The sequence below is a fragment of the Phorcysia thermohydrogeniphila genome, from assembly GCF_004339575.1.
Taxonomy (GTDB): domain Bacteria; phylum Aquificota; class Aquificia; order Desulfurobacteriales; family Desulfurobacteriaceae; genus Phorcysia; species Phorcysia thermohydrogeniphila.
The window spans coordinates 87,117-102,394 of record NZ_SMFV01000003.1 but is presented as its reverse complement, the minus strand read 5'-3'; the positions used below and the strand labels follow the sequence as shown (position 1 = coordinate 102,394).

At 45.0% G+C, this 15,278-nt stretch carries 17 protein-coding genes and 1 tRNA gene; 13 read left to right on the top strand and 5 right to left on the bottom strand.

The window, feature by feature from the left end:
* Window positions 1-3: 3 nt before the first annotated feature.
* On the top strand, window positions 4-1,914 hold the full coding sequence (locus tag CLV27_RS04835) for a TonB-dependent receptor plug domain-containing protein (RefSeq protein WP_132526377.1): 1,911 nt from the start codon (window positions 4-6) through the stop codon (window positions 1,912-1,914).
* Between the two features lie 38 nt (window positions 1,915-1,952).
* Here the strand turns inward: CLV27_RS04835 and nfo are convergent, their stop codons facing one another.
* Both nfo and CLV27_RS04825 read right to left on the bottom strand, forming a co-directional pair.
* Window positions 1,953-2,798, bottom strand: coding sequence for a deoxyribonuclease IV (gene nfo / locus CLV27_RS04830; protein ID WP_132526375.1), 846 nt, complete (start codon window positions 2,796-2,798; stop codon window positions 1,953-1,955).
* A complete protein-coding gene (locus CLV27_RS04825) occupies window positions 2,798-3,271 on the bottom strand; it encodes a GNAT family N-acetyltransferase (protein ID WP_132526373.1) in 474 nt (157 codons plus the stop codon). The genes nfo and CLV27_RS04825 overlap by 1 nt, the downstream gene beginning before the upstream one ends.
* A gap of 9 nt (window positions 3,272-3,280) precedes the next feature.
* Between CLV27_RS04825 and CLV27_RS04820 the strand changes: the two genes are divergently transcribed.
* The 9 genes from CLV27_RS04820 (at window position 3,281) to CLV27_RS04780 (ending at window position 10,171) form a co-directional block, all read left to right on the top strand.
* Window positions 3,281-4,618 carry an MATE family efflux transporter gene (locus tag CLV27_RS04820; protein ID WP_132526371.1) on the top strand — a complete coding sequence of 446 codons (1,338 nt, stop codon included), beginning with the start codon at window positions 3,281-3,283 and terminating at the stop codon, window positions 4,616-4,618.
* A gap of 74 nt (window positions 4,619-4,692) precedes the next feature.
* Window positions 4,693-5,010: a divalent-cation tolerance protein CutA gene (gene cutA, locus CLV27_RS04815; protein WP_132526369.1), complete on the top strand. Its 318-nt coding sequence runs from the start codon at window positions 4,693-4,695 to the stop codon at window positions 5,008-5,010.
* 3 nt (window positions 5,011-5,013) lie between these two features.
* Complete coding sequence (locus tag CLV27_RS04810; protein WP_243644879.1) at window positions 5,014-5,802, top strand: sulfite exporter TauE/SafE family protein; 789 nt, start codon at window positions 5,014-5,016, stop codon at window positions 5,800-5,802.
* Between the two features lie 51 nt (window positions 5,803-5,853).
* Window positions 5,854-7,038, top strand: a complete 1,185-nt coding sequence (locus CLV27_RS04805; RefSeq protein WP_132526367.1) for an NAD(P)/FAD-dependent oxidoreductase — start codon at window positions 5,854-5,856, stop codon at window positions 7,036-7,038.
* A 236-nt stretch (window positions 7,039-7,274) separates the two neighbouring features.
* On the top strand, window positions 7,275-8,009 hold the full coding sequence (gene rpsB, locus CLV27_RS04800; protein WP_165863691.1) for a 30S ribosomal protein S2: 735 nt from the start codon (window positions 7,275-7,277) through the stop codon (window positions 8,007-8,009).
* Window positions 8,010-8,039: 30 nt separating this feature from the next.
* On the top strand, window positions 8,040-8,636 hold the full coding sequence (tsf, locus tag CLV27_RS04795) for a translation elongation factor Ts (RefSeq protein ID WP_132526363.1): 597 nt from the start codon (window positions 8,040-8,042) through the stop codon (window positions 8,634-8,636).
* 69 nt (window positions 8,637-8,705) lie between these two features.
* Window positions 8,706-9,428 carry a UMP kinase gene (pyrH, locus tag CLV27_RS04790; protein ID WP_243644878.1) on the top strand — a complete coding sequence of 241 codons (723 nt, stop codon included), beginning with the start codon at window positions 8,706-8,708 and terminating at the stop codon, window positions 9,426-9,428.
* Window positions 9,425-9,982, top strand: coding sequence for a ribosome recycling factor (gene frr, locus CLV27_RS04785; protein WP_132526359.1), 558 nt, complete (start codon window positions 9,425-9,427; stop codon window positions 9,980-9,982). The genes pyrH and frr overlap by 4 nt, the downstream gene beginning before the upstream one ends.
* A gap of 12 nt (window positions 9,983-9,994) precedes the next feature.
* On the top strand, window positions 9,995-10,171 hold the full coding sequence (locus CLV27_RS04780) for an ATP-binding protein (RefSeq protein WP_132526357.1): 177 nt from the start codon (window positions 9,995-9,997) through the stop codon (window positions 10,169-10,171).
* A gap of 43 nt (window positions 10,172-10,214) precedes the next feature.
* On the opposite strand, the gene CLV27_RS04775 is transcribed toward CLV27_RS04780, so the two are convergent.
* Together CLV27_RS04775 and CLV27_RS04770 are read right to left on the bottom strand one after the other, a co-directional pair.
* Window positions 10,215-10,634, bottom strand: a complete 420-nt coding sequence (locus tag CLV27_RS04775; RefSeq protein ID WP_132526355.1) for a hypothetical protein — start codon at window positions 10,632-10,634, stop codon at window positions 10,215-10,217.
* A 146-nt stretch (window positions 10,635-10,780) separates the two neighbouring features.
* A tRNA-Leu gene (locus CLV27_RS04770) sits at window positions 10,781-10,867 on the bottom strand.
* 98 nt (window positions 10,868-10,965) lie between these two features.
* Here CLV27_RS04770 and proC point away from each other — a divergent pair.
* The 3 genes from proC (at window position 10,966) to CLV27_RS04755 (ending at window position 13,923) form a co-directional block, all read left to right on the top strand.
* Complete coding sequence (gene proC, locus CLV27_RS04765; protein ID WP_132526353.1) at window positions 10,966-11,784, top strand: pyrroline-5-carboxylate reductase; 819 nt, start codon at window positions 10,966-10,968, stop codon at window positions 11,782-11,784.
* Between the two features lie 2 nt (window positions 11,785-11,786).
* Window positions 11,787-12,524: a UPF0280 family protein gene (locus tag CLV27_RS04760; RefSeq protein ID WP_132526351.1), complete on the top strand. Its 738-nt coding sequence runs from the start codon at window positions 11,787-11,789 to the stop codon at window positions 12,522-12,524.
* Between the two features lie 73 nt (window positions 12,525-12,597).
* Window positions 12,598-13,923 carry a TolC family protein gene (locus tag CLV27_RS04755; protein WP_132526349.1) on the top strand — a complete coding sequence of 442 codons (1,326 nt, stop codon included), beginning with the start codon at window positions 12,598-12,600 and terminating at the stop codon, window positions 13,921-13,923.
* A 5-nt stretch (window positions 13,924-13,928) separates the two neighbouring features.
* Here the strand turns inward: CLV27_RS04755 and CLV27_RS04750 are convergent, their stop codons facing one another.
* Window positions 13,929-15,269, bottom strand: coding sequence for an SLC13 family permease (locus CLV27_RS04750; protein ID WP_132526347.1), 1,341 nt, complete (start codon window positions 15,267-15,269; stop codon window positions 13,929-13,931).
* Window positions 15,270-15,278 lie beyond the last annotated feature (9 nt).

Here is a 15,278-nt window from a genome sequence, read left to right as displayed (position 1 = left end):
AGAGTGAGGAAGAGCCTGATTCTTCTAACTACGTTACTTACAGCGACAACGGCTTTTGCCGGAGAAGTTCCCGAAATTCAGGTAACTGCCACAAGGGTTGAAGTCCCGGTAGAGCACGTTGGAGATGACGTTGAGATTATTACGGAGGAAAAGATTAAGAAGTATGGTTTTACAAGTATTACAGATGTTCTGAAGTATGTCGCGGGGATTCATATAAGTTCAAACGGTGGTTTTGGACAGACAACAAGTGTTTATATGCTTGGACTTCCAACAAAACATATTCTCGTTATGATAGATGGAGTACCGATAAACGATCCAAGTAATGTTGATTCTCAGGCTAATTTTGCCTACATAGACTTAAATAACGTAGAGAGAATAGAAGTTCTTAAGGGAGCTCAAGGAGCCCTTTATGGTTCTGAGGCTATTGCTGGTGTAATTAACATTATTACTAAAAAACCTAAGAAAAATGAGTTTAAGTTTGGATTTGAGGGTGGAAAGTACGAAACTTTTAAGGAAAATGTTTTTTCTTCTTTAAAGTTTAATGACGGTTACTTATTATTCTCGGTAGAGAACTTTAAAACGAATGGTTTTAGTGCTACAAACAATAAGGCTGGAATTTTTACTTATGATCCAGATAACGATGGCTATAATTACAGAACTGCTTGGTTCAGTTATGGTTGGAACCTTAATGAATTTACAAAGATAAGAGGTAGCTTTAGACTGAAGGATGGTAAAGCAGAATATGATAGTGCAAAATGTGAGTATGATCCGACAACTTGGGCTCTCATAGGTTGTGAACCTTACTCTGATACATATACTACTTACTATAACTACTTTGCAAATATTAAGGTTGATTCTGCTTTGACCGATTCCTTACTTATAACAGCAAATTTCGGAAATAATAAAGAGGAAAGGACTGCCATAGATTCCTCGGGAGAGGGGGATTACACAGGGATTACGAGATATGCTTCTGTGCAATTAGCATATTATTTTCAGGATAGCCTGATTTTTACTTCTGGTTTTAGCTATAAACAAGAGATTGGTGACTTTAGTGGAGACTATCCTTCGTGGGGAACAAGCATAAAGGCTGAAGGACGCCTTTATACACGTTCTATTTTTGGAGAAGTTCATTCTAATTACTATAACTTGCATACCACTTTGGCTTTAAGAAGGGATTTTCATAGCCAATTTGGAGCGAAAACTACATACAAAATTTCCACTGTTTACACTGTCAGACAAACAAGAACAACTCTTAAGGGACAATACGGAACTGGATTTAGAGCTCCATCGCCCTATCAGTTATATGCTGTTTCAGTTTTTCCATGGGGAGAGACTGTTTTGGGAAATCCACATTTAAGAGCTGAAACAAGTGAAAATTGGATTTTAGGAGTTAAGCAGCAACTTTTAGTTGTTAAAGGAGAAATTGAGGCAAATTATTTCAAGAACCATATTTGGGATCCCATTGTGTATGATAGCTCGGCAGATCCAAAGTATCAGAATGCAAATAAAGGAATTACCGAAGGGATGGAGGTGAAGCTTTCCTTTAAGGTTTTACGGGAGTTAGACGTATTTGGTAGCTATACTCACCAACGACTAAGTGGGGATGATGCTTTCGTTCTGAGAAGACCAGAAGATAGTTACGTTTTCGGATTCAACATTAAACATGGAGACTTTAAGTTCTCCTTCTGGGGAGAACACTATAGCTCAAGGAAAGATAAAGATTTTTCTTCTAACCAGTACGTTTCTCTATCTCCTTTTACGACTTACAACTGCTACGCCTCCTACCAGCTTAACGACAGGGTTAACTTTTACCTTAAAGGCATTAACCTAACGGACAAAGACTACGAGCTTGCTTACGGTTACAACACTATGGGTAGAGCTCTCTTCGCAGGCCTTGAAGTCTCCTTTAAGTAGCCCATTAATTAACCCCTCCCGCTTTTTTTGGGAGGGGATTACTTTTCTACAAGTGAGTAGAGAAGCTTTATCTCCTCTGCCCAGATTGAAGGGTCTGGGGTTTCAAGGATTAAGGGAATATCATCAAGTCTTGGGTCGTTCATTATCAGCCTGAAAGCTTCAAGACCTATGTTTCCTTTACCGATAGACTGGTGTCTATCAACCCTACTGCCAAATGAAGATTTTGCATCGTTTAGGTGCATTCCTTTTAAGTACTTAAAGCCGACGATGCTGTCAAACTCTTCCATCGTCTTTAAGTAGGCCGGTTCTGTCCTTATGTCGTAGCCTGCTGCGAACATGTGGCAGGTGTCAAGGCAGACGCCGATTCTTGATTTATCCTCCACCATTTCAATAATCTCTGCCAAGTGTTCAAACCTATACCCTACGTTTGAGCCCTGACCTGCCGTGTTTTCAAGGACTAATATGACGTCTTTTGTCCTGCCGAGTATCTCGTTTATGGAGTCGGCTATGATGCGCAGGCACTCTTTTTCAGAGACTTTCCGTAGGTGACTTCCGGGGTGGAAGTTGAGGTACTTAAGCCCAAGTTGATAGCACCTTTCAACTTCGTCAACGAAGGCTTCAATGGACTTTCTCCTCTTCTCCTCTTCAGGGTGTCCAAGGTTTATTAAGTAGCTGTCGTGGGGTAAAACGTATTTAGGGGAGATTCCTACCTCTTTAAGGTTGTTCTTGAATTTCTTTACCGCTTCCTCTGTTAGGGGTTTTGCTTTCCACTGTCTCTGGTTCTTTGTAAAAAGTGCAAAGGCCTTTGCACCTATGTTTTTGGCGTTTAAGGGAGCGTTAAAGACTCCTCCCGCTGTGCTAACGTGTGCACCGACGAACTTCATCACTTCTCCTTGTTAGGGTCTTTTTCTATGAGATACCACTTTATTCCGTCTTCTGTGTACTCTTTTAGCACCTTGAAGTTGAGTTTTTGGAATGCTTTGAGAGCTCCGGCGTGGGTATCTGCTCTAATAGGCCCTCCGGCCATCTCCTCTAAGGTGCTGATTAGCTTCCTTGCAACTCCCTTTTTCCGGTATTCGGGCTTAACGAAGATATCGTATAGGTAGGTGTGGTTCTTCTTCCTCCTTGCGTAGAGAAAGCCTATGGGTTCCCCTTTTTCGTTCTTTGCGACGAGAAGGTAGGAGTGAGGTCTTGCCCTGTAGTTTTTGTAGTAGTTTATGGCGTCGTAGCGCTCAGAGTAAATTCTGAGTCCTTTTTCTGCAGAGCCGTAAATGGTCTCAAGCATTCCCCTAAGCATCGGGAAGAAAGAGTTAAAATCCTCCATAAATTTCCACCTTTCAACCTTTACCTTCTCCATGGGGTTTCTATGTCTACCTCCTTGGGGTTTATAAGAAAAGAGGCTTCTCAGAAGGAAGTATTAAGGACTGTGCTAAACCTTGCAGTTCCCATCCTTCTTTCAAATCTGCTCTACACTTTTCAGAACGTTGTTTCACTTCTTTTAGTGTCTCCACTGGGTAAAGAAGTTATTGCGGGGGTAGGGTTTGCGTCAACCCTCCTGTGGCTCATTTACGCAACTACGGAAGTTGTCTACACCGGCGTAAACGTCCTTGTTGCGCAAGTAGTAGGGGCTGGAAAGAGGGGAGGTAGCATCCTGCTTGCCGGCTTCATTCTCTCAATAGTGATATCCCTCCCTGTAACCCTTTGGGGAGAGGAGCTCCTCCGCCTATTCCTTACCTCCTTTTCAACCCCCGATAGAGTGATAGACGTTGCCTTAGAATACCTCCGGCCAATACTTCTTCTCCTTCCACTTGTCTTTATAACTAACGCAATTAACGCAGGTTTTAACGGCCTTGGAAAGACAAGAGTTATCTTTTTCGCTACGCTTTTTGTAAGTATTCTCAACGTTGCCCTTTCCTTAGTTCTTATCTACGGCCTTTTAGGGTTTCCCGCTTTAGGTGTGGAGGGAGCCGGCTGGGCCGTTGCTATATCAGAGAGCCTTGCAGCCTTTTTCTACCTTCCTTTTCTCTTAAAGGAGGAGCAGATAAATCCTCTAAAGGATGTAGAAATTCGGCTTGAAAATCTCTCAAAGCTCGTAAAAGTAGGGTTTCCAGCAGGGTTAGAAGAGATAGTTATGACGCTGTCTTATAACTTCTTCGTTGGACTTGTCGCGACCTGTGGAACGGCCGCCTTAGCTGCTTTTCACATAGGATTAAGGGTAGAGTCTTTCTCCCTTGCTGTCGGAATGGCTTTTTCCTTTGTGGCGACGACCGTAGTTGGACAGAACTTTGGTGCAGTTAACTGGGATGGGATTAAAAGGGGGGTAAGGGCAACTCTGCTTCTGGCAGTTTCAATAATGACGTTCTTAGGCCTCTCTATGGGACTGTTTTCCCGATGGCTTACGGAGTTTTTCACAGGCGACAGGGAGGTAGTCTACTGGGCTGTTCGCTACCTGTGGATGATAGCTCTGTCTCAGCCGCTTATAGCTATAGCATTCGTCCTGTCGGGAGCTATCAGGGGGCTTGGAAAAACCCAGTTACCTTTGGTAGTGAATACTCTGAGTTTCTGGATTGTGAGAGTGATACCTTCCTTACTACTCCTAAGCTTCTATAGAACCCCTTACGTTCCGTGGGGGGCTATGGTGTTAGAGAGTGTTTGGAGAGCTCTAACCTATTTAGCTTTGTGGAAAAGAGTTTCCCGTCTGTAAGTATTGTCATTTGCGAATTTTTGTTTAACCTAAAATTTGCAGAAAAGATACAGAATAAGAAGTCGGAGGTGTAAATGGAGAAATACATTCAAGTTGTAACGACCCTACCGACTAAAAGGGATGCTGAGCGCATAGGGGAGAGACTCCTTGACCACCTGCTTGTAGCCTGCGTCCAGATTGTTGGTCCCATAGAGAGTATGTACTGGTGGAGAGGAAAACAGGAAATCTCTCAGGAATGGATACTCATAGCGAAAACAAAGAAGAAGCTTTACGAGCGAGTAGAGGAGGCCATAAAGAACTTGCATCCTTATGAGATTCCAGAAATAATAGCTGTGCCTATTGTGGCCGGTTATAAACCATACCTTGACTGGATAGAGTCGGAAGTGAGGTAGTTTTTGGAAGAAGTTTTTCTATGGGGTTTGTTGCTTTTCTTCGGAGCTCTATCGGGCTTTGCTGCTGGCCTGTTTGGAATCGGTGGCGGAATTATCTTAGTTCCTTTCTTCTGGTGGTTCTTTTCTTCCTTAGGCGTTTCTGAGGATATAGCGGTTAGGCTCTCTGTTGGAACAAGTCTTGCCGTAATAACTTCCGTTGCGCTTTTTACCTCCGGGTTTCACTTCTTAAGAGGAAGACTCAACTGGAAAGAGCTGGCGGGAACTTTTGTCTGGATAGCTTTAGGGGTATCGTGTGGAACGATAGCTTCCACATATCTTCCGACCTCTCTTCTTAAGAAAGGCTTTGCTTTTATCCTTTTAGCCACGGGTTTAAAGCTACTTAAAGGTAGAGCAGAGGTTAAGCTCCAGCTCAAAGAAAAAGTCTTGATTCCCCTTTCCGTTTACCTTTCGGCTTTCCTCAGCTCAATGCTTGGCATAGGTGGGGGCATCGTCATAAACTCCCTTCTCTTTACCTTTTCAAGAAGACCTGCCGAGAAAGTAGTTGCTCTGGCGTCGGCGGTTTCTTTTTTCAACGCTTTCCTTGGAGGCTGTTTTTACGCAGCAATCCCCACACAGGAAGTTTTGGACTGGCAAGTAGGCCTTGTTTACCTTCCTGCTGTTTTCTTAGCGGCTTTGGGGGCAGTTCCCGGTATCAAGTTGGGGGTGCACATCCTTCACAGAGTTAATGCTCACTTCCTAAGGAAAGCTTTTGCCCTCCTCCTGCTCTTGGTTTCTATCAAGTTGGTCATTTAGCCCTCCAATGTGCTATTATTTTATTCTGAAATGCCAATTAAGGGGAGAAAGATGAGTAAAAAGGTTCTTGTTCTGGGTGGGGGGATTGGTGGTATAGAAGCTTCCTTTGCCCTGTGCCGTAAAGGTTTTGACGTTGAGTTAGTTTCTGACAGGGACTACCTCTACATATACCCGATTTCCATCTGGATTCCAACTCACGAGTACGACTGGGAAGATGTAGTAATGCCCCTTGAAGACGTGGCAAGGGCTAACGGCTTCAAACTAACCATCGGGAAGGTTGAAAGAATTTTATCGCAGGAGAAAAAAGTCTATCTTGAAGATGGAACTGTCAAGGAGTACGACTACCTCGTTATAGCGATAGGCGGTTCAAAGGTTAAACATAAGGGAGTTGAGAACACCCTATCAATTTGTGGAGCTCCAGAAGAATCCCTCAAGATAAGAGAAAGAATTGACCAGTTGATAGAAAAGGGTGGGGGGATAGTTGCCGCTGGATTTGGAGGAAACCCGAAAGACCCCAGTGGTGTGAGAGGAGGGCCCGCCTTTGAGTTCATCTTCAACCTTCACGTTTACTTAAAGAAGAAAGGAGTTAGAGATAAATTTCAGCTTGAGTTCTTTGCTCCGATGCCAAAGCCCGGTATAAGACTTGGTGAGAAAAACGCAGAAAGAGCTTACAAGATGCTTGACAGCTTTGGTATTCGCCGTCACTTCGGCAGGAAGATAGTTGAGTTCCGTCCGGACGGTATTTTGTTTGAAGGCGATTACTTCTTAAAGTCAGACTTGACGATGTTCATAGCTGCCACTAACGGTCATCCTGTCTTTCAACGTTCCGACTTACCCTTGAATGAAGCTGGGTTCGTAAAAATTGAGCCAAGCTGTGCAGTGCCGGGAACTGAAGAAACGGTCTGGGCAATTGGCGACAGCGCTGCCATTGAAGGGCCAAAGTGGAAGGCAAAGCAGGGACACCTTGCAGAAGTGATGGGAAGAATTGTTGCAAGGAACATAGAAAACAAAGAAAAGGGAAACCCAGAAAGGGAAAGTTACATTCACCACCTTAGCATCCTCTGTCTCATGGATATGGGAAGTATGGGAGGAGCTCTCGTCTTCAGGAACGACAAGCGTTCAATAATGCTACCCCTTCCGATTGTTGGACACTACTTGAAAAAGCTCTGGGGCTGGTACTATAAGGCAAGTAAGTTGAGGAAGATTCCAAGAATTCCGGGATTTGACGCTCCATAATGGATACTATATTATTCCTTTTCCGAAAAACTCACCGGGCCGGACTCCGGAAGGGGTGCCTTTTTGGGTTCTTCCGGAGGAGGATGGCTCGGGAGGCAAAACCCACTTAAAAAGGAGGAGACATGTCTGAGGAAATCAGAGAGACTCAGGAACAGCAGGAGCAAAAGCTTGAGCAGACCCAAGAGGTAGCTGAACAGGAGACCTTCAAGCCAAGGCCACCCGGCCAGAGAGTTACTATGAAGGAGCTCCTTGAGGCCGGCGTTCACTTTGGTCACCAGAAGGAACGCTGGAATCCCAAAATGAAGAAGTACATCTTCACAGAGCGTAACGGTATCCACATCATTGACCTCCAGCAGACTATCAAGTTTTTTGAGCAGGCCTACGACTACATCGCAGACCTCGCTGCAAACGGTGGAACTGTTCTCTTTGTATGTACAAAGAAGCAGGGACAGGACATCGTTAAGGAAGAAGCTGAAAGATGTGGAATGTTCTACGTTAACAAGAGGTGGCTCGGTGGAACTCTTACAAACTTCCAGACAATAAGGAAGTCCATCTTCAAGCTGAAGATGCTCAAGAAGATGGAAGAAGAGGGCGTCCTTGACAAGCTTCCTAAGAAGGAAGCTATGAGAATGAGGAGGAAGAAGGAGAAGCTTGAGAAGTACATCGGTGGTATTGAGAATATGAACAGGCTTCCCGATGCCCTCTTCGTAGTTGACATTGTTAGGGAAGAGATAGCCGTAACAGAAGCAAGGAAGATGGGAATTCCCGTTGTAGCCCTCGTTGATACCAACGCAGACCCAGACCTTGTTGATATTCCAATTCCTGCAAACGACGACGCTATAAGGGCTATCAGGCTTCTTACCTCAAGGATTGCTGACGCCGTTCTTGAAGGGAAGATGAGAAGAGAAGCCGTTAAGCTTGCCGAAGGTGAAGAGGCAGAAGAGGTAGACTTCATCCCAGAAGAGGAGTAAAAACTTTAAGTAGCTTATTAGGGGGTAGTAATGGCTGAAATTACAACTCAGATGATAAAGGAGCTGAGGGAAAAGACCGGAGCAGGAATCGTTGACTGTAAGAAGGCCCTTCAGGAAGCCGACGGTGATATGGAAAAGGCCATTGAGATACTCAGGAAGAAGGGCGCTGCCAAGGCTGCTAAGAAGGCTGACAGGGCAACTGCAGAAGGAATTGTTATCTCCTACATCCACGCCGGTGGAAAGGTTGGAGCTCTCGTAGAGCTCAACTGCGAAACGGACTTTGTTGCGAGGACTGAGGACTTCAAGACTCTCGGTCGTGAGATTGCAATGCAAGTTGCGGCAATGGCGCCTGAATACGTTAGCAGGGAAGAAGTTCCAGCTGAAGTTATTGAGAAGGAAAAAGAAATCCTCAGACAGCAGGCTCTTTCTGAGGGTAAGCCTGAGCACATCGTTGAGAAGATAGTTGAGGGAAGGTTAAACAAGTTCTACTCTGAGAAGTGCCTCCTTGACCAGCCTTGGATTAAGGACGACAGCAAGACGATTGCAGACCTCGTTAGGGACTACATTACGAAGCTTGGAGAAAACATTAGGGTTAAAAGGTTCTGTAGGTTTGAAGTTGGGAAGTAATCCTTAGCCCCCTTCTGGGGGCTTTTTTTTATGTATAATTGCGAAAAACTGAAGGTGAAAAGGCGGGAAATGGAGATAAAGTACGAAAGGATACTCCTCAAGCTAAGTGGAGAAGCACTACAGGGAAACAAAAACTACGGAATAGACCCTGAATTCTTGCGGAGACTTGCCAAAGAAATCAAAAGGGTTGTTGAGTTAGGAGTTGAAGTTGCAATTGTCATAGGTGGCGGTAACATCTTCCGCGGAGTCTCTGGTGCGACTCAAGGAATGGACAGAGCTACTGCTGACTACATGGGAATGCTTGCAACCGTCATAAACGCCCTTGCCCTTCAGGATGCCCTTGAAAAAGAAGGCCTCCACACGAGAGTTTTAACAGCAATTGAAATGAGGGAAATCGCCGAGCCTTACATCAGAAGGCGCGCCATTAGACACCTTGAAAAGGGAAGGGTTGTTATATTTGGGGCTGGAACTGGTAACCCCTTCTTTACAACAGATACGGCTGCGGCCTTGAGGGCTGCGGAAATTAACGCAGATGTCCTTTTAAAAGCGACAAAAGTTGACGGAATCTATACAGCAGACCCTCTAAAGGATAAAAACGCCAAAAAACTTGACAAACTTTCGTACAAGGAAGTAATTACAAACGGTATAAAGGTAATGGACTCTGCTGCTGTAAGTTTGTGTATGGAAAATAACATTCCTATAGTTGTCTTTGATGTCCGCAAGCCCGGTAACTTAGAAAGGGTCGTTAGAGGAGAAGCCGTAGGATCACTCGTTGAGGGAGAGGCGCTATGATTGAGGAGCTGTTAAAGGATGCAGAAAAGAGAATGGGTAAGGCCGTTGAGGTCTTGAAGGGGGAATTTGCTGGTCTTAGAACTGGAAGGGCTTCAACTGTCCTTGTAGAGGATATCAAGGTTGACTATTACGGGACGCCTGTAACTATCAAGCAAATTGCACAGATTGCCGTCCCAGAACCTACGCAGATTACAATTCAACCGTGGGATACGTCCGTAATTCCGAACATTGAGAAGGCCATAAGGGAATCTGACCTTGGAGTTCAGCCTCAAAGGGATGGGAATATAATCAGGATAAACCTTCCTCCACTTACGGAGGAAAGGCGTAGGGAGCTCGTAAGGAAGGCTGGTAAGCTTGCAGAGCAGGCAAGGATTGCTATTAGGAACGTCCGCCATGAGGTTATGAAAGAACTTGACAAGCTCAAGAAAGAAGGGGGATTCTCTGAGGACGACATAAAGAGGGCGAAAGAGGAACTCCAGAAAATTACAGATAAATTCACCAAAAAGGTTGATGAACTCCTCTCGAAGAAAGAGGAGGAAATTCTCACAGTCTAAGGGAGGTGAAAAATGGCTCACAAGATTGACGCTGAACTCTGTATCGGATGCGGTGCGTGTGCATCAGTATGCCCAACAAACGCAATCCACCCAACAGACGACGGAAAGTACGCAATTTCTGCTGACGACTGCATTGACTGCGGTGCTTGCGTAGAAGTTTGCCCAACAGACGCCATTTCCGCCGAGTAACATTCGGGGGCTACTGCCCCCTTTTATTCTTTGAAGTTAAAAGTTAGGAATTTTTTCTTTCCGTTTCTTCAATTTCTTTCCAAATTCTATGGTATTCGCTCGGTATTGATTTGAAAAGCTTCATAATATCTTTGAGATATGTAACTATAACAGGCCGGTACTTTGATTCTTCCCAAAAAGCATTGAATATTGATTTCAGACTCTGATAGCCTATACCTACTTCAGATAAGGCTTTTTCTAATTCTATGCGGCTAAATGTTTCTCCTGATTCTAGGATTTCCATGAACTTATCAAGAATGTCGTAAAGCTTATCTACTTGTTCTTTGGAAAGTCCTAGTTCGTAGAATACTCCAAAAGAAGGATAGTACCTTGAGTAATAGACTAAGTTTATTTGGTGTTCCAAACTTTGGAGTTTTTCTTCAATATCTCTAAGCTTTTGCAGTAGGATAGAATCGCCATTCATAGCTCCCCTCTAGTTTAAAGTTCTTTTTTTTCAATTTTAGCACTCCTTCTTAGTTAGTAGGAAGAGTAGACCATTTGAAGGTTGCCAAAATAAAAGGAAAGTGGGAGATACGGCAATTAAAGCTAAGTTTTTCAAGCTTAATTATTTGGTGCCCGGGGCGGGATTTGAACCCGCACGCCCTTACGGGCAAGGGATTTTGAGTCCCTCGCGTCTGCCAGTTCCGCCACCCGGGCATATATAGCGAGGGGGGATTTTATCCCCCCTCGGACTCCCCCCGTTCGGGAATTATAATATAGGCTCAAAGAGTTTTAAAACAATTTGGGAGCGGAAAATGAATCTTAGAGTTGGTTTTATCGGTGGTGGTAATATGGCAGAGGCTTTTATAAGTGCTTTTGTTGACGGAGAGCTCCTCCTTCCAAGTCAGATTTCTGTTTCTGACGTACTAAAAGAAAGGCTTGACTACTTAAAGGAAAAGTATGGGGTTAAAACCTACCTTTGTAACCTGCAGGTAGTTACGGAGAGTGACGTTATTTTTCTTGCTGTAAAACCTCAGGTTATGACGACCGTTTTAAAGGAGGTAGCTGGTTCACTTTACCCTTCTCAAATTGTCGTTTCTATGGCTGCTGGGTATCCGATAAGGAAAATAGAGGAAATTATTGGAGACGATAAAAAGGTAGTGAGGATTATGCCTAACATCCTCGTAAAAATAAGAAAGGGTGTTGTTGCCTACTGTGATAACAAAAGACTTCTTGACGAAGAGAGAAAATACGTGAAGGAGCTCCTTTCCACCTGCTCTGAAGTCTTTGACCTTGACGAGAAGCTCTTTGACGCCGTTACAGCCCTTGCTGGAAGTGGGCCTGCTTTCGTCTTTCTCATACTTGAGGCTCTGAGCGATGGAGGAGTTAAACTTGGACTGCCTCGGGACGTTGCGTTGAAACTTGCCACTCAGGTTCTAATTGGCTCTGCAGAGATGGTAAGGGCTGGAGAGCATCCTGAGGTTCTTAAAGATAAGGTAACCTCTCCTGCGGGAACTACGATAGCTGGTCTTTCTGCCCTTGAGGAAAACAGGACGAGGTTTGCCTTAATTAAGGCCCTTGAGGAGGCCTGTAAACGTTCTGTAGAAATAACAAAGCTCGTTGAAGGAATGTAACGTTGAAAAAGCTTAGGCCTGAGAAGAGATTTTACAGGGCACTAATAAAGAGGCCGGGATTTAAGTCATTTGAAGTTATTGCCGGCGAAAGCGACGTTTGGATATCTGTCCCAGAAAAATCTTTTAGGCCGGAGCTCCCCTCTCTCCTCCTTGATTGTCTCGTTTCCTTAAGAACTCAGCTTCTTGCCTTTGGGAAGGAAAACCCTGAGTTTTTAACTTCCCTTACCCCTGTTAAAGTTCCTCTCCTTGCTCCTTCTATCGTTAAGAAGATGGCCGAGGCTGCTAAAAGAATTGGCGTAGGTCCTATGGCCGGGGTGGCCGGAGCTATTAACTACTTCTTGGGCAAGAAGCTAAAAGAGCTTGGCATAACGGAGTTTATGATAGAAAATGGCGGAGACGTCTACGTTTCTTCCAGCCGCAGCGTTACTTTAGCCTTAATAACGGGAGTACCTAAGCTTGACGGAAAGCTTGGGGTTTCACTTCCAGCTGGGGAGTGGGGCGTCTGTACTTCCTCAAGTAAGATTGGTCACTCCTTAAGTCTTGGAAACACCACCATAGCGACGGCTATCTGTAAAGACCCTGTTATCTCAGACTGTGCAGCTACCTTCTTAGGAAACAGCAGGACAGAAGAGGAGTTCATAGAGAGGACAGATAGGCTAAAGGAGGTTGAAGGCGCTTTAGGACTCTTAAACGACCGCTTCGTGATACGGGGAAGGGTAGAGCTTGTAAGACTTGTTTAAGATTAATTCCTTGACATTAAATGGGAAAGTCCATATAAATTAATTGCAATATTTGAATCAACGGGGTCTAAGTATGAAATTAAAGCTCTTGCTCCTTTCGGCTTTTTTAATTGGGAACGCCAACGCCTTGACCCTTGAAGAGGCAGTTCAGACGGCCTTAGAGAAGAACAACCTGATAAAGGCCAAGAAGCTTGAGCTCAAAGAGAAGGAGCTTGACTTTAAGATTTCTAAGCTTCGGTTGTTGCCGAGAGTTGACTTTTACTCTGAGTACAACAAGACGACAGACCCTCCCTACGCCATAATGAACAGGATGGAGGTTAAGAAGCTTGACCCGAGGGTTACCGACTTTAACGACCCTACAAAGTTCCAGCTCTTTAAGACGGGAGTAAGGGCAACCGTTCCAATATGGATGGGAGGAAAGTTAAGGATTGCTGTTGATTTAGCAGAAAAAGAGGTAAAGGCTTCTAAGAAGCAGCTTAAAAAGAGCAAAGAAGAGGTTGTGTATAACGTTGTAAAGGCCTACTACGGTGCTCTAACGGCCAAGGCCTTTGTTAAAACCGCAGAGCTTGCCGTGAGGGACGCCGAAAAACACCTGAAAGATGCAGAAACGGTGTATAGGGCCGGCTTAGGCGTTAAGTCCGATTTCTTAAGGGCAAAGGTTTACTTGGAGAGGGCTAAAGAGACCCTCGTTGAGGCCAAGAGCAACTACGAGATAGCTAAGAGAGCCCTTGCTGTAGCGATGGGGCTAAAACCAACCACAGACCTTAACGTTGAAGGGGAACTAACCTATAGACCCTTTTACTTAGACCTAAACGAGCTGATAGAGACCGCTTTGAAGAGTAGACCTGAGCTAAAAGAGCTAAAGGTGAGGCTCAAGCAGTCTGAGGATATGGAAAGACTTGCAAGGTCGGACTTTATGCCAAACGTTGCTGCCTTTGGCGATTACTTTATGGCCGCCGATACCGCCCCGTGGAACAAGGAAAACTCAAGTTGGACCTTTGGCCTGCAGGTAACCTTTAACCTCTTTGACGGCGGTATAAAGTTCAAAAAGCTCAGGAAGTCAAGACTTACAAAGCTTAAAGTCCAAGAGTACATAGAGAGGGCGGAAAAAGGAGTGGCCTTTGAGGTAGCGAGAGCCTACTACCGCTTCCTTGAGGCAGAACAGAAGTTAAAGCTTGCACAAGCCTCTGTTGAGTCGGCTGAGGAGTCCTTAAGGATTGTTGAGAAGCGCTACAAGAATGGACTTGCGACCATAACGGAACTCCTTGACACCCAGACAGCCCTAAACGAAGCAAGAAGCAACTACGTTGCAGCCCTTTCCCTCTACAGGACGGCAGTGGCCGAGGTCTACCACGCAGCTGGAATTTTGGAGGAAAAGTATAGGGAACTCGTTGAGTGAAGCGGTTAACCTACTACTTTTCCTATGAGGAGAACGGAGAGAACGCTAATTGCGACAGCAAAAATAACGTTTAGGAGTAGTCCCACTTTTATCATATCCCTCTGTTCCACTTCCCCCGTTCCATAAACTATTGCGTTGGGGGGAGTTGCAACGGGCAGCATAAAGGCGCAGGAAGCGGCTACTCCCGCCGGCAGAGCAAGCTCGTGGGGAGGGAGGTTCATTTCAGAAGCAAGCGTTATTAAGATTGGGATAAAGATAGCCGCCGTTGCTGTGTTGCTCATTAGCTCTGTGAAGAATATCATAAGGAGCGTAACCGAAAAGACGAGCAGGAAGGCGGGAAGGTGGCCGGAAGCTTGTATAAAGCTTTCGGCCAAGAACTTACTTGCGCCGGTTGTTTTAAGAACGTGGGAGAGGGAAAGCCCTCCTCCAAAGAGGTAGAGGGTCCCCCAGTCTGTTCCCTTGTCAAGGTCCTTCCAGTCAACAAGCTTAAAGGCAAAGAGTAAGAAGACCGCAGTTACTGCGACGAGGGCGTCAAAATATTTCTTAATTCCCAAGACTAAGGAGAGCTTTTTCCCGAAAAGCCATAAAAAGACCGTAAGGGCAAAAACGGCCAGAACACCAATGCTCTTTTTGCTGAGGTTAAAGGAGTACTTCTCAATGGTTACCCTCTCTTTTAAGTTAGGCCGAAAGTAAAAGTAGAGAGCCAAAAAGAGAAGAGGAAAAAGGATGGCTACGGTTGGAAGGCCAAACTTCATCCAGTCGTAAAAACCTATCCCAAGATTTGCAGCCGTAATTCCGTTGGGAGGACTTCCCACCACCGTGCCTATTCCGCCAACGCTTGCTGAATAGGCTATACCAAGGAGCAAAAAGCTCCTTAACCTTTTGTCCGCCGAGACCGCTCCAGCAATTCCGAGGGCTAAGGGGAGCATCATTGCGGTTGTGGAGGTGTTGCTTATCCACATTGAGACGAAGGCCGTTGCCGCAAAGATTGAAAGGGAAGTCCAGAGAAGAGAACCTTTTGAGAGGGAAACGATTTTAAAGGCCAAGAACTTGTCAAGCTTGTACTTTGTTAAAGCAGTAGCAAGGGCAAAGCCTCCAAAAAAGAGGAAGATTATCGGGTGGGCAAAGGAAGAAAAGGCTGACTTAACGTCAAGAACTCCAAGGAGAGAGGCCAGAAGGGGTATTGAGAGAGAGGTTACGGGAAGGGGAAGTGCTTCGCTAATCCAGAGGATAGCTGCAAAAAAGAGGATGGCGAGTCCTTTCCTCACTTCTGTTTCTGTGGGGAAGAAGAGGAGAGTAGCAAAAAACGCAAAGAAAGCAACGGCAACGGCAATTCCTTTCTTCATAACAGCTCT